The 23,013-nt window shown below is 65.7% G+C and carries 20 protein-coding genes and 1 tRNA gene; 14 read left to right on the forward strand and 7 right to left on the reverse strand.

The window, feature by feature from the left end; all coding sequences use genetic code 11:
- Positions 1 to 39: 39 nt before the first annotated feature.
- Together ACXJMY_RS22580 and ACXJMY_RS22585 are read right to left on the reverse strand one after the other, a co-directional pair.
- Positions 40 to 115, reverse strand: a tRNA-Ile gene (locus ACXJMY_RS22580).
- 345 nt (positions 116 to 460) lie between these two features.
- Positions 461 to 1,438, reverse strand: a complete 978-nt coding sequence (locus ACXJMY_RS22585) for a Bug family tripartite tricarboxylate transporter substrate binding protein (protein WP_456621550.1) — start codon at positions 1,436 to 1,438, stop codon at positions 461 to 463.
- A gap of 107 nt (positions 1,439 to 1,545) precedes the next feature.
- Here ACXJMY_RS22585 and ACXJMY_RS22590 point away from each other — a divergent pair, with 107 nt between their 5' ends.
- Entirely contained in the window at positions 1,546 to 2,511 is a 966-nt protein-coding gene (locus ACXJMY_RS22590) for a TAXI family TRAP transporter solute-binding subunit (RefSeq protein ID WP_456621551.1), read from the forward strand.
- 116 nt (positions 2,512 to 2,627) lie between these two features.
- Here ACXJMY_RS22590 and ACXJMY_RS22595 read toward each other — a convergent pair whose 3' ends face one another.
- The 3 genes from ACXJMY_RS22595 to ACXJMY_RS22605 form a co-directional block, all read right to left on the reverse strand.
- Positions 2,628 to 3,857, reverse strand: coding sequence for an ABC transporter substrate-binding protein (locus ACXJMY_RS22595; protein ID WP_456621552.1), 1,230 nt, complete (start codon positions 3,855 to 3,857; stop codon positions 2,628 to 2,630).
- 100 nt (positions 3,858 to 3,957) lie between these two features.
- Positions 3,958 to 4,851, reverse strand: a complete 894-nt coding sequence (locus tag ACXJMY_RS22600; protein WP_456621553.1) for a substrate-binding domain-containing protein — start codon at positions 4,849 to 4,851, stop codon at positions 3,958 to 3,960.
- Positions 4,852 to 4,914: 63 nt separating this feature from the next.
- Positions 4,915 to 5,217: a hypothetical protein gene (locus tag ACXJMY_RS22605; RefSeq protein ID WP_456621554.1), complete on the reverse strand. Its 303-nt coding sequence runs from the start codon at positions 5,215 to 5,217 to the stop codon at positions 4,915 to 4,917.
- A 33-nt stretch (positions 5,218 to 5,250) separates the two neighbouring features.
- Between ACXJMY_RS22605 and ACXJMY_RS22610 the strand changes: the two genes are divergently transcribed.
- The 4 genes from ACXJMY_RS22610 to ACXJMY_RS22625 all read left to right on the forward strand — a co-directional run bounded on the left by ACXJMY_RS22610 (position 5,251) and on the right by ACXJMY_RS22625 (position 10,453).
- Positions 5,251 to 6,084: a substrate-binding domain-containing protein gene (locus tag ACXJMY_RS22610; protein ID WP_456621555.1), complete on the forward strand. Its 834-nt coding sequence runs from the start codon at positions 5,251 to 5,253 to the stop codon at positions 6,082 to 6,084.
- A gap of 54 nt (positions 6,085 to 6,138) precedes the next feature.
- On the forward strand, positions 6,139 to 7,245 hold the full coding sequence (locus ACXJMY_RS22615) for a molybdopterin-binding protein (protein WP_456621556.1): 1,107 nt from the start codon (positions 6,139 to 6,141) through the stop codon (positions 7,243 to 7,245).
- A gap of 12 nt (positions 7,246 to 7,257) precedes the next feature.
- Positions 7,258 to 9,195, forward strand: coding sequence for a molybdopterin biosynthesis protein (locus tag ACXJMY_RS22620; RefSeq protein ID WP_456621557.1), 1,938 nt, complete (start codon positions 7,258 to 7,260; stop codon positions 9,193 to 9,195).
- A 127-nt stretch (positions 9,196 to 9,322) separates the two neighbouring features.
- Positions 9,323 to 10,453: an FAD-dependent monooxygenase gene (locus tag ACXJMY_RS22625; protein WP_456621558.1), complete on the forward strand. Its 1,131-nt coding sequence runs from the start codon at positions 9,323 to 9,325 to the stop codon at positions 10,451 to 10,453.
- A 33-nt stretch (positions 10,454 to 10,486) separates the two neighbouring features.
- Here ACXJMY_RS22625 and mobA read toward each other — a convergent pair whose 3' ends face one another.
- On the reverse strand, positions 10,487 to 11,137 hold the full coding sequence (gene mobA, locus ACXJMY_RS22630) for a molybdenum cofactor guanylyltransferase MobA (RefSeq protein ID WP_456621624.1): 651 nt from the start codon (positions 11,135 to 11,137) through the stop codon (positions 10,487 to 10,489).
- Positions 11,124 to 12,014: a formate dehydrogenase accessory sulfurtransferase FdhD gene (gene fdhD, locus ACXJMY_RS22635; RefSeq protein WP_456621559.1), complete on the reverse strand. Its 891-nt coding sequence runs from the start codon at positions 12,012 to 12,014 to the stop codon at positions 11,124 to 11,126. The genes mobA and fdhD overlap by 14 nt, the downstream gene beginning before the upstream one ends.
- A 107-nt stretch (positions 12,015 to 12,121) precedes the next feature.
- Between fdhD and mobB the strand changes: the two genes are divergently transcribed.
- The 9 genes from mobB to ACXJMY_RS22680 all read left to right on the forward strand — a co-directional run bounded on the left by mobB (position 12,122) and on the right by ACXJMY_RS22680 (position 23,008).
- Positions 12,122 to 12,649, forward strand: a complete 528-nt coding sequence (gene mobB, locus ACXJMY_RS22640) for a molybdopterin-guanine dinucleotide biosynthesis protein B (protein WP_456621560.1) — start codon at positions 12,122 to 12,124, stop codon at positions 12,647 to 12,649.
- 9 nt (positions 12,650 to 12,658) lie between these two features.
- Positions 12,659 to 13,915 carry a molybdopterin molybdotransferase MoeA gene (locus tag ACXJMY_RS22645; protein WP_456621561.1) on the forward strand — a complete coding sequence of 419 codons (1,257 nt, stop codon included), beginning with the start codon at positions 12,659 to 12,661 and terminating at the stop codon, positions 13,913 to 13,915.
- Between the two features lie 44 nt (positions 13,916 to 13,959).
- Positions 13,960 to 14,223 carry a sulfurtransferase TusA family protein gene (locus tag ACXJMY_RS22650; protein ID WP_456621562.1) on the forward strand — a complete coding sequence of 88 codons (264 nt, stop codon included), beginning with the start codon at positions 13,960 to 13,962 and terminating at the stop codon, positions 14,221 to 14,223.
- Positions 14,224 to 14,537: 314 nt separating this feature from the next.
- Positions 14,538 to 16,193, forward strand: a complete 1,656-nt coding sequence (locus ACXJMY_RS22655; protein ID WP_456621563.1) for an L-lactate MFS transporter — start codon at positions 14,538 to 14,540, stop codon at positions 16,191 to 16,193.
- 91 nt (positions 16,194 to 16,284) lie between these two features.
- Positions 16,285 to 16,560, forward strand: coding sequence for a hypothetical protein (locus ACXJMY_RS22660; RefSeq protein WP_456621564.1), 276 nt, complete (start codon positions 16,285 to 16,287; stop codon positions 16,558 to 16,560).
- Between the two features lie 152 nt (positions 16,561 to 16,712).
- Positions 16,713 to 18,416, forward strand: a complete 1,704-nt coding sequence (locus tag ACXJMY_RS22665) for an NADH-ubiquinone oxidoreductase-F iron-sulfur binding region domain-containing protein (RefSeq protein ID WP_456621565.1) — start codon at positions 16,713 to 16,715, stop codon at positions 18,414 to 18,416.
- On the forward strand, positions 18,413 to 21,178 hold the full coding sequence (gene fdhF, locus ACXJMY_RS22670; RefSeq protein WP_456621566.1) for a formate dehydrogenase subunit alpha: 2,766 nt from the start codon (positions 18,413 to 18,415) through the stop codon (positions 21,176 to 21,178). Before ACXJMY_RS22665 ends, fdhF begins: the two co-directional genes overlap by 4 nt.
- A gap of 258 nt (positions 21,179 to 21,436) precedes the next feature.
- On the forward strand, positions 21,437 to 21,910 hold the full coding sequence (gene ybaK, locus ACXJMY_RS22675) for a Cys-tRNA(Pro) deacylase (RefSeq protein ID WP_456621567.1): 474 nt from the start codon (positions 21,437 to 21,439) through the stop codon (positions 21,908 to 21,910).
- Positions 21,911 to 21,928: 18 nt separating this feature from the next.
- A complete protein-coding gene (locus ACXJMY_RS22680) occupies positions 21,929 to 23,008 on the forward strand; it encodes a HupE/UreJ family protein (protein WP_456621568.1) in 1,080 nt (359 codons plus the stop codon).
- The last annotated feature ends 5 nt before the right edge of the window (positions 23,009 to 23,013 follow it).

The following is a 23,013-nucleotide window of genomic DNA, read 5'->3' on the forward strand; positions in this document are numbered from 1 at the left end:
TCGAGTCGTTTTCAAAGTGTCCGCATACCCTGATGTCCTTGGTGGGCCCGGCAGGACTCGAACCTGCAACCAGACCGTTATGAGCGGCCGGCTCTAACCATTGAGCTACAGGCCCCGCCGCGAGACGGTCCGCGGGAGGCGCGGCCGGCAACGGTGCGCGGTTCGTTTACAGGGACGGAGGCGGGGGTGCAATGCTGGCTCTGGCGAATGGAAACCCCTAGCGCAGCACGCCGGTAATTTTCGAATTACCGAAATTGGCGGATGATGCACTTATGCTCCTGTTTTGCCCGACAAGTCAAATCGCCGCGCGAGGGCTCGTTTTTTCACTTCCGTAACCCCCTGTAACTGCAAGACTTTTCTACTGTGCATGGGGTTGTTTTCGCCATTTTTGATTGGAGGGGACCTGCCGGTCCCCCCAAATCCCTTGCCGGCGAGCGACAGACCCCGCGGCGGGCCGGCCCTAGTCGACCGACACCCCGGCGAACTCCACCACCTTGCGCCACTTCTCGGTCTCGTCGGTGACCAGCTTGCCGAACTCCGCCGGCGTCATCGGCTTGGGGATGCCGCCGGTCTCGGCGAGACGTGCCACCAGCTTGGGGTCCTTCAGCGCCTCGCCGACCGCCTTGTTGAGGATCTCGACGATCTCGGGCGGCGTGCCCTTCGGCGCGGAGATACCGTAGAAGCCGACCGATTCGAATCCCGGCACGGTCTCCGCGATCGTGGGCACGTCGGGCACGATCGGCCAGCGCTGCGGCGAGGTGACGCCGAGCGCACGGACATTGCCGCCCTTGGCCTGCTCGAGTGCGGAGGGAAGGTTGTCGAAGATCAGCTGCACCTTGTTGGAGATGATGTCGGGGAAGGCGATCGCAGAGCCGCGATAGGGCACGTGCACCATGTCGCACTTGGTCATCACCTTGAACAGCTCCGCCGACATGTGCACCGAGGTGCCGTTACCGGAGGAGGCAAAGGAGATCTTGCCGGGGTTGGCCTTGCAATAGTCGATGAACTCCTGAACCGTCTTCACCGGCATCGCGTTGGAGACCACCAGCATGTTGGTGAGCTGCATGATGCTCGCGACCGGCACGGTGTCGCGCAGGAAGTCGAACGGCAGCTTCTTGTAGAGCGAGGTCGAGATCGCATTGTTGGGCGCGACGAACAGCAGGGTGTAGCCGTCCGCCGGCGCGTTGATCGCGGCGCCGGCCGCGATGTTGCCGCCGGAGCCGGCACGGTTCTCGACGATGAATTGCTGGCCGAGACGCTCCGACAGCCACTGCGCCATGATCCGCGCCACGATGTCGACCGGACCACCGGCGGAGAAGCCGATGATCCAGTGCACGGGGCGGTTGGGATAGTCGGCGGCGGAGGCGGGAGGTGCGGCGCTGAACAGGCCTGATATCAACGTGAGCCCGAAAACAGCGCACCGCAAAATTCGCAACATGACGTCTCCCATTGCATTATTGTCGTTGGACTGCATGCTTTCACAAAAACCGCCCGCTGCCTACATCGCCTGAAGTCGATGTTGACGCGGGGCGGCCGGGAACGACCATGAAATTCGCAATCACCATCCTTCTCGGCGCGGCGCTGCTCGCAAGCCCCGCCGCCGCTCAAACCGGAGGCAATGCCATTCCGACCACGACACTCAGCTTGGGCACCGCGACGCCCGGCGGCGGCTTTCCGCTCTATGGCAATGCCTTTGCGCAAGCGATGAACGCGGCGGACCCGTCGCTCGCCATCGCCCCGCGCAACACCAAGGGCAGCAACGAGAACATTCCGCTGCTGGAGAAAGGCGAGCTCGATCTCGCTTTGGTCGCGGGCGAACCGGCCTACGAGGCTTTTGCAGGCATCGGCCGCGCGAAGGTGGCGCTGAAGATTCTCACCGCGATCTATTCCAATCCCGGCATGTTCGTGGTGCGGGCGGACAGTCCCTACAGGACCATTCGCGATCTCGTCGGCCAGCCCGTCGCGTTCGGCGCCAAGGGCTCCGGCCTGCCGATCCTGGCGCGCTATGTGCTGGATGGCCTCGGCCTGAAGCAGGACGAGGACTTCAAGGCTGTCTATCTCGACCGCGCCGGCGATGGCCCTGCGATGGTCGAGGACGGACGTGTCGCAGCACTTTGGGGCGCCGGCATCGGTTGGCCCGGTTTTGCTGCGGTGGCGTCGAGCGCCTCCGGCGCACGCTTCATCGCCCCGAGCACTGAAGAGATCGCGCGCATCCGCGCAAAGCATGCGTTCCTGAAGCCGCTGACCGTGCCGGCCGGCAGCTATCCAAAACAGTCCGAGCCGATCGCCTCGCTCGGCTCCTGGAGCTTTGTCCTCACGCGCGAGGATTTGCCCGACGATGTCGCCTATCGCCTCGCCAAGACGCTGCACGGCGTCGAGGCGACGTTCTGCAAGCAGCTCGCGCAGGCCTGCGAGACGACCGCGGCGAACACGGTCGCCGCCGCGCCGAGGCCGGAGCTGATTCATCCGGGCGTGGTGAAGTACTTTCGCGAGATCGGGGTGATGAAGTGACGGTCGCTCCCTAAGCGGCCGTCATTCCGGGGCGCGCAAAGCGCGAACCCGGAATCTCGAGATTCCGGGTTCGGTGCTTTGCACCGCCCCGGAATGACGATCGCTTTAAGCGATCGTCACTTCTTCACCATCGCACAGGCCGGGTCCGGCGGCCCGAACGCCTTGTCGCCCGAGATGGTCGTGAGGATCTTGTAATAGTCCCACGGATATTTGCTCTCCTCCGGTGTCTTCACCTGCACCAGCCAGAGATCGTGCACCATCAGATTGTCCTCGCGCAGTTTGCCGTTGCGGGCAAAAAAATCCTCGATCGGCTTCTCGCGCATCTTCGCGGCGACCTTGAGCGGATCGTCGGTGCCGGTTTCCTTGATGGCGTTGAGATAGTGCATCACGCTCGAATAGACGCCGGCCTGCCACATCGACGGCATCTTGTTCATCTTGGCGAAATAGCGCTTCGACCATTCGCGGGTCTTGTCGTCCATGTCCCAATAGAACGAGGTCGTCAGCAACAGGCCCTGCGCCGCCTGCAGGCCAAGGCCGTGGATGTCGGTGATCAGCGCCAGCAGTGCCGCCATCTGCTGGCCGCCCTTGAACACGCCGAATTCCGAGCCGGTCTTGATCTCGTTCATGTTGTTGGGGGGACCTGCGGCAATGCCGATGATCTTGGCCTTGGAGGCCTGCGCCTGGAGCACGAACGACGAGAGGTCGGGCGTTGCCAGCGGCGGCCGCACCGAGCCCAGCACCTTGCCGCCGTTGGCGGTGACCACGCTGGAGGCGTCGCGCTCCAGCGAATGGCCGAAGGCGTAGTCGTCGGTGATGAAGAACCAGCTGTCGCCGCCGCGCTTGACCACGGCGTCAGCGGTGCCGACCGCGAGCGCGCGGGTGTCGAACACCCACTGGATCGCATAGGGCGAGCAGAACTTGCCGTGGAAATCCGCGGTGCCGGTGGAGTGGGTGATGAACAGCCGCTTCTTCTCGTTGGCGACGTTCTGCACCGCGAGCCCGACCGCCGAGACCGGCACGTCGACGATCAGATCGACCTGATCGACGTCATACCAGCGCCGCGCGATGCCGCCGCCGATGTCGGCCTTGAGCTGGTGGTCGCCAATGACGATGCTGATCGGCTTGCCGAGCACGGTGCCGCCGAAATCGTCGATCGCCATCTGCGCCGCCGTCACCGAGCCCTGGCCGGTCGGCGCGGAGGCCGGGCCGTTCATGTCGGTGAGCACGCCGATCTTGACGACGTCGTCGGAAACCTGCGCCATTGCGGCGCCCGACATCAGCGTCGCCGCCAAGAACGTGGCTGCAAAGCCGGCAGCGACCGGCAGTCCAAATCTCGTTGGATTCACGCTTGTCCTCCCCTGATCCGGCTCGTTGGCCGGTGTTGCCGTCCGGGTATGCCCGGCTGAATTGGTTTCTTTTGCAACTATTTGGGGGCGGGCGTCAATGTCAGGCCGCGAAGCGGATCTGCCCCGCCGGCGAGGGATCGTAGCCGGTGAGCTCCTCGGCACGCTGCCGCAGCCGTCTTTCGCTGAGGAATCGGATCAGGGCCTGCATGGCGGGGCGGAAATAGCTGCGCTGCCGCATCGCAAGGTCGAAGTTTTCCCAGGCCAGCGGCACGAAATCGAGGCCGGCCGAGCGCGCCGCTGCGCGCGTCGCCACCCCGCAATCGGCTTGTCCCGCGCGGATCACCTCGGCGAGATCCGGACCGGTCAGGCCCGGCGTCTCCACCCGGCGCAAATCCCGCATCGTGGCGCTTGCGCGCTTCAGCAGCACGTCAAGCAACATCTGCGCACCTGTGCCTTGTTGTCGCATCGCCATCCTGGCGCCGAGCGCGAGCACGTCGGACAGGCCGCGCAGCCGCTTGGGATTGCCCGGCGGCAGCATCAGACCCTGCTCGCGGCGCACGAATGCGACCAGCACCGCATCGTGCAGGTCCGGAGCGGCCCGCAGCGCCTCGACACTGGCGTCGCTGGCGGGATTGTCGGCCGCATCCAGGCTGTGGAAGTGCACCGCCACGGCCATCACCTCGTCGCGCTGCAAGCGCTCGAGCCCGCGCGCGCTGCCCTCGCTCATCGATCCGAGGCCGGAGCCCGACTCGCGCAGGCTCCAATCCAACAGCTCGTCATGACTGCCGCCCACGACCGGCGGCGGCTCCGCCGTCAGCATGCCGGCCGGACGCGCCAGTCCCGACAACACCCAGAGGTCGAGCTCGTGCCGGGGAAACAGCCACTTTCCGGTCACCTTGGTGCAGGGGATCGCGCCGTTGGTGACAAGTTCGTACAGTTTGCGCTCGCCGAGCCTGAGATAGTCGGCGGCTTCACTGGTCGTCAGGAATTCCATCCTGCATTCCTATGCAAATTCTTGCTTCTTTTTTGAGGTTCGACGCAGGTGGAATTCTGCAGTTCAATTTCGGTCCGCGCGAACCATGCCTGATGATCTCGCTGCTTTGCAACACATGCTGACAAGCGATTTCACTTTGATCACGATCCTCAGTCGCTCGCGTGGTGCGGGCCTTGCGATCGTTGCTTTCGCCGTCGCAGTCGACATGCCGGTCGGTGCGTTGCCGATCTTTCCCGGGCGACCCGTCTCGGCGCGATCGCCGGACGCGCGGCGTCGGTAGTGGTCCAGCTCGCGCTCTATCTCTTGTTGTCGCTGCGCGTGGTGAATGGGCAAACGCGTCACGAGTGCGGCGCAATCGATCATCATGATGACCGCATCGTATCGAACGGGAACCCGGTCATGGCCTTTCGCCGCCTCTCCGCTGCATTTGCGCTTCTCTGCGGCCTTGCCGCGGGCATTGCGGCGTCATCCGCGGAGGATCGCGCGATCGTCCTGGCCACGACGACAGCGACGCAGGAGTCAGGCCTGCTCGACTACCTGCTGCCGATCTTCCACGACAAGACCGGCATCGACGTGACGGTGATCGCACGGCGTGCCGATGAGGTGCTCGACGGACCGCGACGGGGTGAGGTCGATGTCGTGCTGATGCATGCGCGGCCGCAGGAGGAGAAATTCGTCGCCGACGGTTTTGGCGCAAAGCGCTTCGACGTGATGTACAACGACTATCTGCTGATCGGGCCGAAGAGCGATCCCGCCGGGGTGAAGGGCAAGGACATCGCGGCCGCGTTGAAGGCGATCGAGGCCAAGGGCGCGCCGTTCGTGACGCGCGGCGATCGCTCCGGCACCCATGCCGCGGAGCTCGCGCTCTGGATCGTCGCCGGCATCGACATCGCCAGCGCCAAGGGCGCATGGTATCGCGAGGCCGGACGGGGCATGGCCGCGGCCCTCGATGCCGCGCGCGCGGCGAACGCCTATCTGCTGTCCGACCGTGGGGCCTGGATCGCTTTCAAGGATCGCGGCGACCTCGACGTCCTCGTCGAAGGCGACAAGCGGCTGCTCAACCAATACGGCGTGATGCTGGTCAATCCGGAAAAATTTCCGAACGTGAAGAAGGAACTGGGGCAGACCTTCATCGACTGGCTGATCTCGCCGGATGGCCAGGCCGCGATCGCCGGCTACAAGGTCGACGGGCAGCAGCTGTTCTTCCCCAATGCGGACAAGTCGGCCGGCTGATGTGCGTGCCGTGAGCGGTTGCCAAACCGGGCGATGCATGGTCCATCATGGCGCATGACCCAGCGCCTGCCGCCATCGCTCACGCCGCTCGACACCGCGCTCGCCGCGTTGCTGCGAGGCGTTGATCCGATCGCGCCGATCGAATTGCCGCTGACCGAGGCGACCGGCTGCATCGCGGCGGGGGCGCCGTTGCTCGCAGCCCATCCGCCTCGTGATATCGCGGCTGCCGATGGCTGGGCGTTGCGCGCCAATGATCTCGTCGGTGCCTCCTCCTATTCGCCGCTGCCGCTGACAGAAGCCCCGGCATGGGTCGAGGCCGGTGAAGCCATGCCCGACGGATGCGATTGTGTGCTCGACGCCGATGCGGTGGACGTGTCGGGTGCGCTCGCTCAGGTGCTGGCCGAAGGGCTGCCCGGACAGGGCGTCAGGCGCGCCGGAAGCGACGTCGCAGAACGGACGCCCGCCGGCGCGGAGGGACATCCCGTCGGTGCGGCCGCTCTGCTGCTCGCGCGCGTGGCGGGGGTGGACAGGTTGAGCGTTCGCCGGCCGCTTCTGCGCATCGTCAATGTGCCCGATGCGACGGCGACGACGCATATGATTGCCGACATCGCACGTGCAGCGGGACTGGATGTAACGACGCACGAAGCCGGCACGCGCGACGCGTCATCGATCGCCGATGCGCTCGATGCGTCCTCCTGCGATCTCGTGGTCACGATCGGCGGCAGCGGCGTCGGTCGCCGCGATGCCGCTGTCACGGCGCTGGCGCGGCGCGGTGAGGTGATCGCCCATGGCCTTGCGCTCCAGCCCGGACGCACCGCCGCGGTCGGGCGGCTCGGAAAAGTTCCCGTTGTCGTCTTGCCCGGCTCGCCGGATCATGCGCTGGCCGCCTGGTTCGCGCTCGTGCTTCCGGTCATCGACCGATTGTCGGCGCGGCGGCCGCGGCGTCCGGTGACCTTGCCGCTTGCGCGCAAGATTGCATCGGGTGTCGGCATCGCCGAAGTCGTGTTGTTGGCGGACGAGCAGCGCGCGTGGCTGCCGCTCGCGGTGGGTGAATGGCCGTTGCAGGCAATCGCCGGCGCGGATGCATGGCTGCTCATTTCCGCTAGCCACGAGGGATTTGGTGCGGGCGCGCCGGTCGATGCCTATCTGATACAGGAGTGATATGGTTCGGACATGACCATGAATCCGCTGCCGCAACTCGAACAGGAACAGTTCCTCAAGATCCTGTCGCGCGAGGAAGCGCTGGCGCGCTTCGAGGCCGCGCTGTTTCCGCGCGCGCTGCCGAGCGAAACGCGCCCGCTTGCCGATGTGCTTGGCGCGGCGCTTGCCGAGGACGTCACTGCGCCGATCGACGTTCCGCCCTTCGATCGTTCCAATGTCGATGGCTTTGCCGTCCGCTCGGCCGACCTCGCAAGGGCCGGCGAAGGTGTGCCCGTTCGCCTTGCGCTGAACGGGGAGACCATCCACTGCGGCACTGCGCCGACGCTGCCAGTGGCGGCGGGAACCGCGACGCCGATCGCCACCGGCGGTCCGGTGCCGCGCGGCGCCGACGCCGTCGTCATGGTCGAGCACACCCAGCCGGTCGGATCGGATGCGATCGACGTCCGTCGCGCCGCCTCACCGGGGCAATTCGTGTCGTACGCCGGGTCCGACATCGCGCGCGGCGAGGCGCTGCTGCGCGCCGGTACGATCATCGGCTCGCGCGAGATCGGCATGCTGGCGGCCTGCGGCATTGCCGAGGTGACTGTCGCGCACAAGCCGCGGGTCGCCGTGATCTCCACCGGCGACGAACTGGTTCAGCCCGGCCAGGTGCTTCCGCCCGCCGCGATCTACGACACCAATGGCGCGATCGTCGCAGCGGCGATCGACGAGAACGGCGGTGAGGCAATCTTCCTCGGCGCCATTCCCGACGACGAAGCGAAACTCRAATCCGCCATGCGCCGCGCGCTGACGGACGCCGACATGCTGGTGCTCTCCGGCGGCACGTCGAAGGGCGCGGGCGATCTGTCCCACCGCATCATCGGCCGGCTCGGCACGCCCGGCATCATCGCGCATGGCGTTGCGCTGAAGCCCGGCAAGCCGCTGTGCCTCGCGGTATGCGACGGCAAGCCGGTGGTGATCCTGCCGGGCTTTCCGACCTCGGCGATGTTCACCTTCCACGACATGATCGTGCCTGTGCTGCGGCGCATGGCCGGCCTGCCGCCGCGCTCCGACGCCAAGGTGAACGCGACCGTGCCGGTGCGTATCGCTTCCGAGCTCGGCCGTACCGAGTTCGTCATGGTCTCGCTGGTCGACGGCAAGGACGGCTTGATCGCCTACCCCTCCGGCAAGGGGTCCGGTGCCATCACCTCCTTCGCGCAGGCCGACGGCTTCTTGCGCATCGATGCGCTGGCCGATCAGATGCCGGCCGGCACCGAGGCCGAGGTGACGCTGTTCACGCCGCATGTGCGCGTGCCCGATCTCGTCATCGTCGGCAGCCATTGCACCGGCCTCGATCTCGTCACCGCGCCGCTCGCGCGCGCGGGCTTGGCCGTGCGGTCGATCGCGGTCGGCAGTCTCGGCGGACTTGCGGCGGCGAAGCGGGGCGAATGCGATCTGGCGCCGATCCATCTGTTCGACGACAAGAGCGAGACCTACAACACGCCCTATCTCGTCGAGGGCCTCGAGCTCGTGCCGGGCTGGCGGCGGATGCAGGGCATCGTGTTCCGGAAGGGCGACAAGCGCTTCGAGGGCCTCAGCGCAAAGGACGCCGTTGCCGCCGCGCTCACGGACCCCGCCTGCATCATGGTCAATCGCAACCAGGGCGCCGGCACGCGCATCCTGATCGACCGGCTGCTCGGTGGCGCCCGCCCGGAGGGCTACTGGAACCAGCCGCGCTCGCACAACGCCGTGGCCGCAGCCGTCGCGCAGCACCGCGCCGACTGGGGCATGACCATTGCGCCGGTCGCCCATGCGGTCGGCCTCGGTTTCATTCCGCTCGCGGAAGAGCATTATGACTTTGCGCTGGTGACGGCGTGCAAGCAGCGTCCGGCGGTGCAGGCCTTTCTCGACGCACTCGGCTCGGACGAGGCGCGTGCGGCACTGGAGCAAGCGGGCTTCCGGCCCGCCTAAAGCGCGTGGTCGCGCTTTAGGTCTTTTATTTGAGCATGATCTTCTCGGAAAACCGCTACACACTTTTCCGGATCATGCTCTAGACGACGATGCGGCGTTCAAGCCGCGCGACAGGGTGGGGGACGCGATGGCAAGGCCGCTTTCGGTTGCGATCGTCGGTGCCGGGATGGGCGGGCTTGCGACCGCTGCCGCACTTCGGCGTGTCGGCATCGACGTGACGGTCTACGAGCAGGCGACCCGGTTCGCCCGCATCGGCGCCGGCATCCAGATCGGCTGCAACGCGATGAAAGTCTTGCGCGCGCTGGGGCTGGAGGGGCGGATGCGCGAGCACGCGTTCTATCCCCGCTCCTGGAACAATCGCGACTGGAAGAGCGGCGACATCAAGTTCGACATGATCTTCGGCGAGAGCGCGGAGCAGAAATTCGGCGCGCCCTATCTGCTCGCCCATCGCGGCGATCTGCATGCGGCGCTGGCGAGCGTGGTGCCGGACCAATGTGTCAGGCTCGGCCACAAGCTGATTGGTCTCGACGAGACCGGCAACGGTGTCCGGCTGACTTTTGCCGATGGCACGAGTGCTGTCGCCGATGCGGTGGTCGGCGCGGACGGCGTCCATTCGGTCGTGCGCGACATCCTGTTCGACACCGCGCCGGTCAAGTTCACCGGCCGCATCGCCTATCGCACCACCTATCCCGCGGCGCTGCTCGGCGGCGCTGGAATCGACGACTGCACCAAATGGTGGGGCGAGGATCGCCACATCGTCATCTACTACGTCAAGCCCGACCGCAGCGAGGTCTACCTCGTCACCAGCCAGCCCGAGCCGGATTTTCGCATCGAGTCCTGGTCGGCCAAGGGCGACGTGCGCGATCTGCGCGCATCGTTCGAAGGCTTTCATCCGCAGGTCGCTCGGGTGCTTGCCGCATGTCCCGACGTGCATAAATGGGCGATCATGGATCGCGACGCGCTGGATCGCTGGGCCGACGGCAAGGTGACGCTGCTCGGCGATGCCTGCCATCCGATGACGCCCTACATGGCGCAAGGCGCAGCCATGGCGATCGAAGACGCCGCCGTGCTGTCGCGTTGCCTCGACGGCATCGACCGTGACGGCGTCGCCGCCGCATTCCGCCGTTTTGAGGCAACGCGCAAGGAACGGACCACGCGGGTGCAGGAGACCTCGCGCGCCAACATCTGGCTAAGGGAAAGAACCGATACGAGCTGGGTCTATGGCTACGACGCCTGGACCGTGCCGCTGGCGGCTTGAGCGGCCCGCTCGCGCTTGCGCCGACGCTTCTTGTCAGAGCGCCGCATCGAGCGCTGCCAGCCGCTCGGCCTCGGCGATGTCCTCGACTGTGTTGGCATTGAAGAACGGATCGAGCGGCTCGGCCGGCCACGTCACCGTCGCGAGCGGATAGCGCGCGGTCCAGCGGTCGATCTTGCGCAGGTCCTCGACCACCAGCGCGTGGCGCAATTCGTCGCGCAAGGCAACGCACCACAATCCGATCACCGGATGCGACTGGTCGCCTGATGCGGCGACTGCAAGCTGCGCGCTCTCCCGCTCTCGCGCTTCATGCAGGCGCGCGACGAGATCGCGCGGCAGGAACGGGCAATCGCCTGCGGCGCTGAGCACCCATTCGATCTCCGGCCGGTTCGCCGCGGTCCAGTCGAGCGCGGCGAGGATGCCGGCGAGCGGGCCGGGAAAGCCGGGCACGTCGTCGGCGATGACCTGCAAGCCGAACGCGGCGAAGCGGGCCGGATCGCCGTTGGCGTTGAGGATCAACCCGGCGCATTGCGGCGTCAGGCGCGCGATCACGCGCTCCAGGATGGTGCGGCCGCCGATGGTGCGCATCGGCTTGTCACCGCCGCCCATGCGCCGCGCCAGGCCGCCGGCGAGCAGCACGCCAACAGTCGGCGGAATGCGCGTCGCCGGAATACTAGTCGTCACCAGCCTCACCCTTGCGCTTGTGCTTCGCCGATTCTTCCTCGACGTAAGCGAGGTTCTGGTCGTAGACGATGCGTTCTTCTCCCGACAACGCGATGAACCGCTTTCCGCGCGCGCGGCCGACCAGCGTCAGCCCGACTTGCCGGGCCAGATCGACGCCCCAGGCGGTGAAGCCCGAGCGCGACACCAGGATCGGAATCCCCATCCGCACCGTCTTGATCACCATTTCCGAGGTAAGGCGGCCGGTGGTGTAGAGGATCTTGTCGGACGCGTCGACGCCGTGGCGGTACATCCAGCCCGCGATCTTGTCGACGGCGTTGTGACGGCCGACGTCCTCGGTGTAGCACAGCGGCGTGCCTTCCTTGCACAGCACGCAGCCGTGGATCGCGCCGGCCTCGAGATAGAGCGAGGGCATGGTGTTGATGGTCTGCGTCATCTGGTAGAGCCAGGAGGTGCGCAGCTCGGCCTTCGGCAGCGCGACGCTCTCGACCGCCTCTAGCAGATCGCCGAACGCAGTGCCCTGCGCGCAGCCCGAGGTTTGCGTGCGCTTCTTCAGCTTGGCTTCGAAATTGGTGTGGTGCTCGGTCCGCACCACCACGACCTCGAGATCGTCGTCGTATTCGACCTCGATGACCGCGTCATCATATTTCAGCATGTTCTGGTTGAGCAGATAGCCCAGCGCCAGATATTCCGGGTAGTCGCCGATCGTCATCATGGTGACGATCTCCTGGGAATTCAGGTAGAGCGTCAGCGGCCGCTCCACCGGTACCTTGATCTCGACTTTTGCGCCGCTCTGGTCGGTCCCGGTCACGCGCTCGGTCAGGCGCGGGTCGGCCGTGTCAGGGACGATCAGGGGGACGGGGGCTTTGTCGATCTTCATCATGGCCGCGAGGTTAGCATGACATTCGGGTCAAGCCGATATAAGCATGCATACGACGAAGGAGAAGGCGGTTCCGGCCGCATGACACGGCTGGCGGAGATCGAGTTGCGATGAAAGTCATCGGCCTTGCGGGCTGGAGCGGTGCAGGCAAGACCACGCTGTTGACGCGGCTGATCCCGCATTTCAACGCGCAAGGCCTGCGCGTCTCCGTCATCAAGCATGCCCATCACCAGTTCGACGTCGACGTGCCCGGCAAGGATTCCTGGCGGCATCGCGAGGCGGGCGCGGCCGAGGTGCTGGTTTCCTCGGCGAACCGCTGGGCCTTGATGCATGAATTGCGCGGTGCGGCGGAGCCGCGGCTGCCGGAACTCTTGAGCAAGCTGTCCGCGGTCGATCTCGTCGTGGTCGAAGGCTTCAAGCGCGAACCGCATCGCAAGATCGAGGTGCATCGCGCCGCCAACGCCAAGCCGCTGCTGTTCCCCGACGATCCCGGAATTGTCGGGATCGCGGCCGACACGGTGGTTGAAACCCGGCTGCCGACCGTCCATCTCGATGATATCCCGGCTGTGGCGGCGTTGCTGCTGCGCGCGGCGATGCCGGTCGAGGAAGCGGTCGCTAGAAGCGCTGCGATGCGCTGACGAGGCACCATGGCGCAACTGTCCGACGATTGCTTCGCCTTTGGTGGACCGATGATGTCGGTCGACGAGGCCGTTCGCCTGATCACGACCCGCGTCAACGCGATTGCCGACCTCGAGACGGTGACGCTCGTCGACGCCGACGGGCGCGTGCTGGCGCGCGATATCGCAGCGCCGCTGCCGCTGCCGCCCTTCACCAATTCCGCCGTCGACGGCTATGCCGTGCGCAATGCGGACCTGCCGCAAGCGGAGGAACGGGCGTTGCCGCTCGACGGCCGTATTCAGGCCGGCGGTCTCGCAAGCGTCGCGATCAAGCCCGGCCACACCGCACGGATTTTCACCGGCGCGCCGATGCCGCTGGATGCCGAGACCGTCTTCATGCAGGAAGACGTGCGGATTGATGACGCGGGCAATGTGGTGCTGCCGGCCGGGCTGAAGCCCGGCGCCAACGTCCGCCCTGCCGGCGAGGATATCGCCGAGGGTCACGTTGCGTTGCGTGCCGGCCAGCGGCTGCGTCCGCAGCATGTCGCCCTCGTCGCCGCGTTCGGCCTGACCCGGCTCGATGTCGTCAGGCGCATCCGCGTCGCGGTGTTCTCGACCGGCGACGAGCTGGCTTCGCCCGGCGAGCCGCGCGCCGCCTCGCAGCTGTTCGACTCCAATCGCTTCATGCTGATGGCGATGCTGCGCCGGCTCGGCTGCGAGGTCTCCGATCTCGGCATCTTGCGCGACGAGCGGACCTCGCTTGCCCATGGCCTGAAGCAGGTCGCGGGCACACACGATCTGATCCTCACCACCGGTGGCGTCTCGACCGGCGAGGAGGATCACGTCAAGGCGGCGGTGGAGAGCGTCGGCTCGCTGGTGCTGTGGCGGATGGCGATCAAGCCTGGCCGGCCCGTGGCGATGGGCATCATCGATGGCACGCCGCTGATCGGGCTGCCCGGCAACCCCGTCGCGAGCTTCGTCACGTTCGTCCATGTGGTACGGCCGACCGTGCTGGCGCTGGCCGGCAGCCTGCCGGAGCGGCTCACGCCGATCCCGCTGCGCGCGGCCTTCACCTACAAGAAGAAGGTAGGCCGGCGCGAATATGTTCGCGCCTCCCTGCGGCGCGGCGGGGACGGTACGTTGGAGGCGGTCAAGTTCCCGCGCGAGGGGGCCGGGCTGCTGTCCTCCCTGGTCGAGACCGACGGGCTCGTTGAGCTCGGCGAGGACATCGCGCGTGTCGAGCTGGGGCAGAGTGTCGGTTTCCTGTCTTATGCCGATCTGACCTAGAGGCCTGCGTTGACGCTGCCGACCTGTCTCGCCATGTTGCGCTCATGACCAGAACGACGCTCGATCTCACGGGGCTGAAATGCCCGTTGCCTGCCTTGAAGACGCGCAAGGCGCTGAAACCCTTGCAGCCGGGCGATCAGCTCGAAGTACACTGCACCGACCCGCTGTCGGTCATTGACATTCCAAACCTGATCCGCGAGACCGGCGACAAGGTGGAGATCACCGAGCGCAACGACGTGCGCATCGTGTTCTTGATAGAAAAAGCAAATGGCTCGATAGAGATTGCCAATGGTGCGCCGCCGTCCTGAGCGTTACCGCGCTGATACCGACCATTTGTCTATCGACATCGATCATGGCTTCTGCCCAAACTGACTTTCTCCGTGCAGGCGCGGAGGTTGAGTCTTGTCTGCGATACGCGGATCAACGGGCCGAAGACGAAGCTTGCACGTGGTATCGGGCATAGAGCCCCGCTCAAGGGGTTAATTTTTCAGACGCGCGTGACGATCCTGGCGCGCGTTGGATGATCGTGTGGAGCAGCAGGGACAGTTGGCTGCACCGCACCGAGCTGAGAGCAGGATCGTAGTGGCAGGCCGCTCAGAAGGGTGGCTTAGGGGAGGAATGCATGGCTTCAATTGAGAGCGCTGGGACACTTTCGGGCGCCGGCGCAGGTTTTCTTGATCGCGAGCGGACCATCGCGACCGCCGGCTTCAATCGCTGGCTGGTGCCGCCGGCTGCGCTCTGCATCCATCTCTGCATCGGCATGGCCTACGGCTTCTCGGTGTTCTGGCTGCCGCTGTCGCGCGCGATCGGACTGAGCGCGCCAAAGGCCTGCGGAGATATTTCGCTGCTTCAGGAGCTGTTCACGACCAGTTGCGACTGGAAGGTCGCCAGCATGGGGTGGATGTACACGCTGTTCTTCGTGCTGCTCGGCATCGCGGCTGCGGTCTGGGGCGGCTGGCTGGAGCGCGTGGGACCGCGCAAGGCCGGCTTCGTCTCGGCGCTATGTTGGTGCGGTGGCCTCTTCCTCGGTGCGCTCGGGGTCTACACCCATCAGCTCTGGCTGTTGTGGCTGGGATCGGGCGTGATCGGCGGCATCGGTCTTGGCCTTGGCTACATTTCGCCGGTGTCGACGCTGGTGAAGTGGTTCCCGGACCGCCGCGGCATGGCGACCGGCATGGCCATCATGGGCTTCGGCGGCGGCGCCATGATCGGCGCGCCGCTGGCGAACCTGCTGATGAACTACTTCAAGACCCCGACCTCGGTCGGCGTCTGGGAGACCTTCGTCGCGATGGGCGTCATCTACTTCGTGTTCATGATGATCGGCGCGTTCCGCTATCGCCTGCCGCCGCCCGGCTGGCAGCCCGAGGGCTGGACTCCGCCGTCCAAGGCCAACGCGATGATCTCGAAGAACAACGTCCATCTCAACGACGCGCACAAGACGCCGCAGTTCTGGCTGATCTGGTGGGTGCTCTGCCTGAACGTGTCGGCGGGTATCGGCGTGATCGGGATGGCTTCGCCCATGCTCCAGGAGATCTTCGCCGGCAAGCTGATTGGCCTGCCGGACGTCGGCTTCAATGCGCTCGATGCCGGGCAGAAGGCGCAGATCGCGGCGATCGCCGCGGGCTTCGCCGGATTGCTGTCGCTGTTCAACATCGGCGGCCGCTTCTTCTGGGCGTCGCTGTCGGACAAGATCGGGCGCAAGAACACCTACTACACCTTCTTCATCCTCGGCATCGTGCTCTATGCACTGGCGCCGACCTTTGCCGCGATGGGCTCGAAGCTGCTGTTCGTGCTCGGCTTCGGCATCATCCTGTCGATGTATGGCGGCGGCTTCGCCACGGTGCCGGCCTATCTTGCCGACATGTTCGGGACCCAGTTCGTCGGCGCCATCCATGGCCGGCTGCTGACGGCGTGGTCCACCGCGGGCATCATCGGCCCCGTCGTGGTCAACTACATCCGCGAGTTCCAGCTCGCGGCCGGCGTGCCGCGCGACCAGCTCTACAACACCACCATGTACATTCTCTGTGCGATGCTGATCGCGGGCCTGATCTGCAACTACCTGATCAAGCCGGTCGATTCGAAGTGGCACATGAAGGAGGCCGATGTCGCCAAGTTGCAGGCAGCGAGCGCCAGCGCCGCCGCCGCGGGGCCGCACGGCTCCTACGGCATCGGATTTGGCGGGCTTGACGCCAAGGCGGCGATGTTCTGGGCCTTCGTCGGCGTTCCCCTGCTCTGGGGTGTCTGGAAGACGCTGGAGAGCGCGGTCAAGATATTCTGATCGCCATCGAGACCGCCGCGGGATGTTCATCAGCGCGTCCCGCGGCGTTCGCCTTTCAAACATCATCAAGAATGGGACTTAGGGGATTTAAATGCTTCGCACCCGAATTTGCCTTGCAGCCGTGCTGCTCGCTGCCGGCCTTCATGCCGCCTCCGCGCAGACCACGACTGCGCCCGCGACGCCGGCTACGACCACGGAAGCCAAGCCGGGCAAGATCAAGCTCACGATGCAGAAGCTGAAGGACATGAAGGCGAAGTGGTCGGCCAACAAGCCGAAGCTCAAGGCCTGTCGCGCTGACGTGAAGTCCAAGGGCCTCACGGGCGACGATCGCTGGTTCTACATCGAGGAGTGCATGAGCAAGACCTAGGGCCAGGTTCCGCAATGGCGTTTGCGTAAGGGCACGGGTTTGAGGGCCAGATGTCCCTTAAATGCTTATTGGACCGTATGAATTGTCTTGGCATCTGGTATGCCAGAGGGTAGACTTGGACCTGTTCTAAAGAAGAGTTACGAGACGCATTGATGAGCCACGACGTGCACGAGGTCCGTTCGTTCGAACATCCGGGCGAGGGACGGAAGCGAGCCAAGGCCACGCCCAAGGGGCGGCAGGTCGACCCTACCGCCGCGCACGAGATCGAGCAGCTGCTCGCCGACAAGCCTCGGCGGCGCGATCTGCTGATCGAATATCTGCACCTGATCCAGGACAAGTATCACCAGATCTCGGCCGCGCATCTCGCCGCGCTCGCTGACGAGATGAAGCTTGCCTTCGCCGAAGTGTTCGAGACCGCGACCTTCTATGCGCATTTCGACGTCGTGAAGGAAGGCGAGCCGGAGATCGCGCCGCTGACGATCCGCGTTTGCGATTCACTGACCTGCGCGATGCTCGGGGCTGAGAAGCTGCTCGAGGATCTTCAGAGCTCGGCCGGTCCCGGCATTCGCGTGGTGCGCGCGCCCTGTGTCGGCCGCTGCGATACGGCGCCTGCGGCGGAAGTGGGACACAATTTCGTCGATCATGCCACCGTCGGCAACGTGCTGGCAGCGGCGAAGGCCGGCGACACCCATGCGCATCCGCCGAAATATATCGACTACGATGCTTACGTGGCGGGCGGCGGCTACAAGCTGCTCAACCGGCTGCGCTCCGGCGAACTGTCGACCGACGATCTCCTGAAGGCGCTCGACGATGCCTCGCTGCGCGGCCTCGGCGGTGCCGGTTTCCCGACCGGGCGCAAATGGCGCGCGGTGTTGGGGGAGCCCGGTCCGCGGCTGATGGCGATCAACGGCGACGAGGGCGAGCCCGGCACGTTCAAGGATCGCGTCTATCTCGAAACCGACCCGCATCGCTTCATTGAGGGCATGCTGATCGGGGCGCATGTCGTGCAGGCCTCGGAGGTCTACATCTACATCCGCGACGAGTATCCGGCGGCGCGCGCCATCCTCGAGCGCGAGATCGCAAAGCTGCCGGCGGGCGGCCCGACGCTGCATATGCGCCGCGGCGCCGGCGCCTATATCTGCGGCGAGGAATCCTCGCTGCTCGAGAGCATCGAGGGCAAGCGCGGCCTGCCGCGGCACAAGCCGCCTTACCCGTTCCAGGTCGGCCTGTTCGGCCTGCCGACGCTGATCAACAACATCGAGACCCTGTGGTGGGTGCGCGACATCGTCGAGAAGGGCGCCGACTGGTGGAAGGGCCACGGCCGCCACGAACGTCACGGCCTGCGCAGCTTCTCGGTGTCGGGTCGCGTCACGAATCCCGGCATGAAGCTCGCGCCCGCCGGGATCACCGTGCGCGAACTGATCGACGAATATTGCGGCGGCATGGCCGATGGCCATCAGTTCTACGCCTATCTGCCGGGCGGCGCGTCCGGCGGCATCCTGCCGGCGGCGATGGACGACATCCCGCTCGATTTCGGCACGCTGGAGAAATACGGCTGCTTCATCGGCTCCGCCGCGATCGTGATCCTGTCGCAAAAGGACAGCGTGAAGGCAGCGGCCTTGAACCTGATGAAGTTCTTCGAGGACGAGAGCTGCGGCCAGTGCACGCCGTGCCGCGTCGGAACCGAGAAGGCGGCGCTCTTGATGCAGCAGCCGGTCTGGAACCGGGCATTGCTGGAAGAATTGAGCCAGGCGATGCGCGATGCCTCGATCTGCGGGCTCGGACAGGCGGCGTCGAACCCGCTCTCAACCGTGATCAAATATTTCCCTGACGAGTTCAAGGAAGCGGCCGAATGACCAGGATTACGTTCGAGCTTGACGGCAAGCAGGTCGAGGCCAATCCCGGCGAGACCATCTGGCAGGTCGCCAAGCGCCAGGGGCGCGAGATCCCGCACCTCTGCTATTCACCGGAACCGGATTACCGCCCGGACGGCAATTGCCGCGCCTGCATGGTCGAGATCGACGGCGAGCGCGTGCTCGCCGCCTCCTGCAAGCGCACGCCCGCGGTCGGCATGAAGGTGAAGACCGAGAGCCACCGCGCTGTCGCCGCGCAAAAAATGGTGATGGAGCTGCTGGTCGCCGATCAGCCGGCGCGCGCGACCTCCCACGATCCGGAGTCCAAATTCTGGCACTGGGCCGAGACCACCGGCGTCACCGAGAGCCGTTTCCCCGCCGCCGAGCGCTGGGAGACCGATGCGAGCCATCCGGCGATGCGCGTCAATCTCGATGCCTGCATCCAGTGCGGGCTTTGCGTGCGCGCCTGCCGCGAGGTCCAGGTCAACGACGTCATCGGCATGGCGTATCGTAATCACGGTTCGAAAATCGTGTTCGACTTCGACGATCCCATGGGCGAGTCGACATGTGTGGCCTGCGGCGAATGCGTGCAGGCCTGCCCGACCGGCGCGTTGATGCCGGCCGTGATGCTCGACGACAAGCAGACCCGCGTCACCTACGCGGACAGGAAGGTCGATTCGCTCTGCCCGTTCTGCGGCGTCGGCTGCCAGGTCACGTATCAGGTCAAGGACGAGAAGGTGATCTATGCGGAGGGCCGCGACGGCCCCGCCAATCACAACCGTCTCTGCGTGAAGGGCCGCTTCGGCTTCGACTACATCCACCATCCGCATCGGCTGACCAAGCCGCTGGTGCGGCTGCCGAATGCGAAGAAGGATGCCAACGACCAGGTCGATCCGGCCAATCCCTTCACCCATTTCCGCGAAGCGTCGTGGGAGGAAGCCCTCGACATCGCGGCCAAGGGTCTCGTCAAGATACGCGACACCAACGGTGTGAAGGCGCTCGCCGGCTTCGGCTCGGCCAAGGGCTCGAACGAAGAGGCCTATCTGTTCCAGAAGCTGGTGCGCACCGGCTTCGGCTCCAACAATGTCGATCACTGCACGCGGCTGTGCCACGCCTCGTCGGTGGCGGCGCTGTTCGAAGGCTTGAGCTCGGGCGCGGTGTCGGCGCCGTTTGCGGCTGCGATGGATGCCGAAGTCATCTGGGTGATCGGCGCCAACCCGACGGTGAACCACCCGGTCGCGGCGACCTACATCAAGAACGCGGCGAAGAATGGCGCCAACCTCTTCGTCATGGATCCGCGCCGGCAGACGCTGTCACGCCATGCGACCAAGCATTTGCAGTTCAAGCCGGGCTCCGACGTCGCCATGCTGAACGCGATGATCAACACGATCATCACCGAGGGCCTGACCGACGACCAGTATATCGCCGGCTACACCGAGGGTTTCGAGGACCTCAAGGAGAAGATCAAGGAGTTCACGCCGGAGAAGATGGAGCCGATCTGCGGCATCCCGGCGCAGACGCTGCGCGAGGTCGCCCGAACCTATGCACGCGCGAAATCCTCGATCATCTTCTGGGGCATGGGCATCAGCCAGCATGTCCACGGCACCGACAATGCGCGCTGCCTGATTGCGCTCGCGCTGATCACCGGCCAGGTCGGCCGGCCCGGCACCGGGCTGCATCCACTGCGCGGCCAGAACAACGTGCAGGGCGCCTCCGATGCCGGCCTGATCCCGATGTTCCTGCCCGACTACCAGCCGGTCGGCCGCGACGACTTGCGCGGCAATTTCGAGAAGCTGTGGGGACAGGACCTTGATCCCGTGCGCGGCCTGACCGTGGTCGAGATCATGAACGCGATCCACGCCGGCGAGATCAAGGGCATGTATATCGAGGGTGAGAATCCCGCGATGTCCGACCCCGATCTCCAGCATGCGCGCCAGGCGCTCGCGATGCTCGACCATCTCGTGGTGCAGGATCTCTTCGTCACCGAGACCGCGTTCCACGCCGACGTCATCCTGCCGGCCTCGGCCTTTGCCGAGAAGGACGGCTCCTTCACCAACACCGATCGCCGCGTTCAGCTCGCGCGCCAGGTGATCAAGCCGCCGGGCGATGCGCGGCAGGATCTCTGGATCATCCAGGAGATCGGCAAGCGCATGGGCCTGCCGTGGAATTATTCCGGCCCCGGCGACGTCTACACCGAGATGGCGGAGTTGATGCCTTCGCTCAAGAACATCAGCTGGGAGCGACTGGTGCGCGAAGGCGCCGTGACCTATCCGGCCGATGATCCGAACAAGCCCGGCAACGAGATCATCTTCACCACGGGCTTCCCGACTGCGAGCGGCCGCGGCAAGATCGTGCCGGCAAAGGTCATTCCGCCGGATGAATTGCCCGACGCCGAATATCCGATGGTGCTCTCGACCGGACGCGTGCTCGAGCACTGGCACACCGGCTCGATGACGCGCCGCGCGCAGGTGCTCGACCAGATCGAGCCGGAGGCGGTCGCGTTCATGTCGCCGAAGGACATGCGCAAGAAGAAGCTCGCGCCCGGTGACTTCATCCGGCTCGAGACCCGCCGCGGTGCCGTCGAGGTCAAGGTCCGCTCCGACCGCGACGTGCCGGAGAACATGGTGTTCATGCCGTTCTGCTACGCGGAGGCAGCGGCGAATCTCCTGACCAATCCGGCGCTCGACCCGTTCGGCAAGATCCCGGAGTTCAAGTTCTGCGCAGCAAGGGCCGAGCGCGCCGAGATGCGCGACGCGGCGGAGTAGCTTTCTGTCGCTTTGACGCGATGGCGCTAGCCAATCCCCCCGGTGTCGTCCCGGCCTAGTGCGCAATTGCGCACGGGGGCCGGGACCCATACCGCGTGATCTCTCGATGGCGGATGGTGCCAGTCCTCGAACGACGAGCCTTCGCCAAACCACTCCCTGTGGTTATGGGTCCCGGCCTGCGCCGGGACGACGGCTGAGTGTGTGGCGGGCACCTCGTCGTCCCTTCGCCGTTCGCAGCGGCGGTGGTAAACATCGCCCATGTCCAAAGTCACCCCAGCCACGCGCGCGCTTGCGGCCGCCGGTGTTGCGTTCACCGTGCACGCCTACGAGTATGATCCCGACGCCGAGAGCATCGGCCTTCAGGCCGCATCCGCGCTCGGCGAAGACCCCGCGCGCGTATTGAAGACGCTGATGGCGCTGGTCGACGGCAAGCCGGTCTGCGTGATCGTCCCGTCCGATCAGGAAGTCTCGATGAAGAAGCTCGCCGCGGCTGCCAACGGCAAGTCGGCCCAGATGATGAAGCCGCCCGAGGCCGAGCGCGTCACCGGCTTCAAGGTCGGTGGCATCAGCCCGTTCGGGCAGCGCAAACCCGTGCGCACCGTGATCGAGCAGAGCGCGATGGCGCACGATCAGGTCTATGTGAACGGCGGTCAGCGCGGCCTGCAGGTGCGGCTCAGGCCGAACGACGTGCGGGATGTCTTGAAGGCGGTCGTGACGGATGTGGTCGCGTAGGCGCGATGGAGCGGGATCATGAGATGGCCACGCCCGTTGTGGCTCGCGATCCTGCTCGGCCTCTGCCTCTCCGTTGAGGCACATCAGGTCAACCTCGTGACGGCGCGCGTGGCCCTGACCGGCGATCGCACCGTGACCGTCGAACTGAAGGGCCGCGACGTCGATCGTCTGGTCGGCACCAGGATTTATGATGCGAGGGGAGACGCGGTCGATCCTTCCGCGGTTGATGCGGCCACGGTCGCAATCCTTGCCTATATGAGCACGCACCTGGCGGTCACGGCCGGCGGCATGTCCTGCCCGGTGGGTCATGCTGCGATCCTGGCCGACGGCGACGGCGTGATCTATCGCAACAGTTTCGCCTGCGCCAATTTCGCCGGCGACATCGTCTATCGCTCCACCGTGCTGACCGAGAAAGACCCCGCCGCGCGTCAGGTGGTGCTGGTCGCGCAGGGCGGGTCCGAGGCGCAGGCCCTGCTCGACGCCGGCAACACGACCGTCACGCTGTCGGCGCATGCGCCGCCGCTGTGGTCGACGATGCAGCGCTATCTCGTCACCGGCATCGCGCACATCTTCCTTGGCTATGATCACATCGCGTTTCTGGTCGCCGTCGTGCTGTGGGCACGACGGCTCGTGCCCGTCATCAAGATCGTCACCGCGTTCACGGTCGCCCATTCGATGACGTTGTCGCTGGCCGCGCTCGACATCGTGGTCATACCGGGCCGCATCGTCGAGCCCGCGATCGCGGCGTCGATCGTGTTCGTCGCCGTCGAGAACTTTGTCTCGCGTGACATCGACGGGCGCTGGCGCGTGGCCTTTCTGTTCGGCCTCATCCACGGGTTCGGATTCGCCGGCGCGCTCAGGGAGATTGGCCTGCCGCCGAACGCGGTGGTGCCGGCGCTCGCTTCCTTCAATATCGGCGTCGAGATCGGGCAGGTTGCGATTGTCGCGATCGTGCTGCCGGCGCTCGGCCTGGTCGACCGGCTGTTTGCAACTGACTGGACCGAGCCGGTGAGGGCGGCAAGGCTGGTCTATGCGGTGTCCGCGCTGATCAGCCTGCTCGGCGGCTATTGGCTGCTCACGCGCATCTTCGAGGCGTGATCGAA

This window comes from Bradyrhizobium sp. P5_C12 (genome assembly GCF_054049735.1).

Excerpts from the sequence above, each read along its gene's own strand:
- ACXJMY_RS22655 (WP_456621563.1), top strand. The coding sequence starts at position 14,538 with ATGGCTTCAATTGAGAGCGCTGGGACACTTTCGGGCGCCGGCGCAGGT.
- ACXJMY_RS22585 (WP_456621550.1), bottom strand. The coding sequence starts at position 1,438 with ATGTTGCGAATTTTGCGGTGCGCTGTTTTCGGGCTCACGTTGATATCA.
- ACXJMY_RS22645 (WP_456621561.1), top strand. The coding sequence starts at position 12,659 with ATGGCGCAACTGTCCGACGATTGCTTCGCCTTTGGTGGACCGATGATG.
- ACXJMY_RS22590 (WP_456621551.1), top strand. The coding sequence starts at position 1,546 with ATGAAATTCGCAATCACCATCCTTCTCGGCGCGGCGCTGCTCGCAAGC.
- fdhF (WP_456621566.1), top strand. The coding sequence starts at position 18,413 with ATGACCAGGATTACGTTCGAGCTTGACGGCAAGCAGGTCGAGGCCAAT.
- ACXJMY_RS22600 (WP_456621553.1), bottom strand. The coding sequence starts at position 4,851 with ATGGAATTCCTGACGACCAGTGAAGCCGCCGACTATCTCAGGCTCGGC.
- ACXJMY_RS22680 (WP_456621568.1), top strand. The coding sequence starts at position 21,929 with ATGAGATGGCCACGCCCGTTGTGGCTCGCGATCCTGCTCGGCCTCTGC.
- fdhD (WP_456621559.1), bottom strand. The coding sequence starts at position 12,014 with ATGATGAAGATCGACAAAGCCCCCGTCCCCCTGATCGTCCCTGACACG.
- ACXJMY_RS22660 (WP_456621564.1), top strand. The coding sequence starts at position 16,285 with ATGCTTCGCACCCGAATTTGCCTTGCAGCCGTGCTGCTCGCTGCCGGC.
- ACXJMY_RS22610 (WP_456621555.1), top strand. The coding sequence starts at position 5,251 with ATGGCCTTTCGCCGCCTCTCCGCTGCATTTGCGCTTCTCTGCGGCCTT.
- ACXJMY_RS22665 (WP_456621565.1), top strand. The coding sequence starts at position 16,713 with ATGAGCCACGACGTGCACGAGGTCCGTTCGTTCGAACATCCGGGCGAG.
- ACXJMY_RS22625 (WP_456621558.1), top strand. The coding sequence starts at position 9,323 with ATGGCAAGGCCGCTTTCGGTTGCGATCGTCGGTGCCGGGATGGGCGGG.
- ybaK (WP_456621567.1), top strand. The coding sequence starts at position 21,437 with ATGTCCAAAGTCACCCCAGCCACGCGCGCGCTTGCGGCCGCCGGTGTT.
- mobB (WP_456621560.1), top strand. The coding sequence starts at position 12,122 with ATGAAAGTCATCGGCCTTGCGGGCTGGAGCGGTGCAGGCAAGACCACG.
- ACXJMY_RS22650 (WP_456621562.1), top strand. The coding sequence starts at position 13,960 with ATGACCAGAACGACGCTCGATCTCACGGGGCTGAAATGCCCGTTGCCT.
- ACXJMY_RS22605 (WP_456621554.1), bottom strand. The coding sequence starts at position 5,217 with ATGATGATCGATTGCGCCGCACTCGTGACGCGTTTGCCCATTCACCAC.
- ACXJMY_RS22615 (WP_456621556.1), top strand. The coding sequence starts at position 6,139 with ATGACCCAGCGCCTGCCGCCATCGCTCACGCCGCTCGACACCGCGCTC.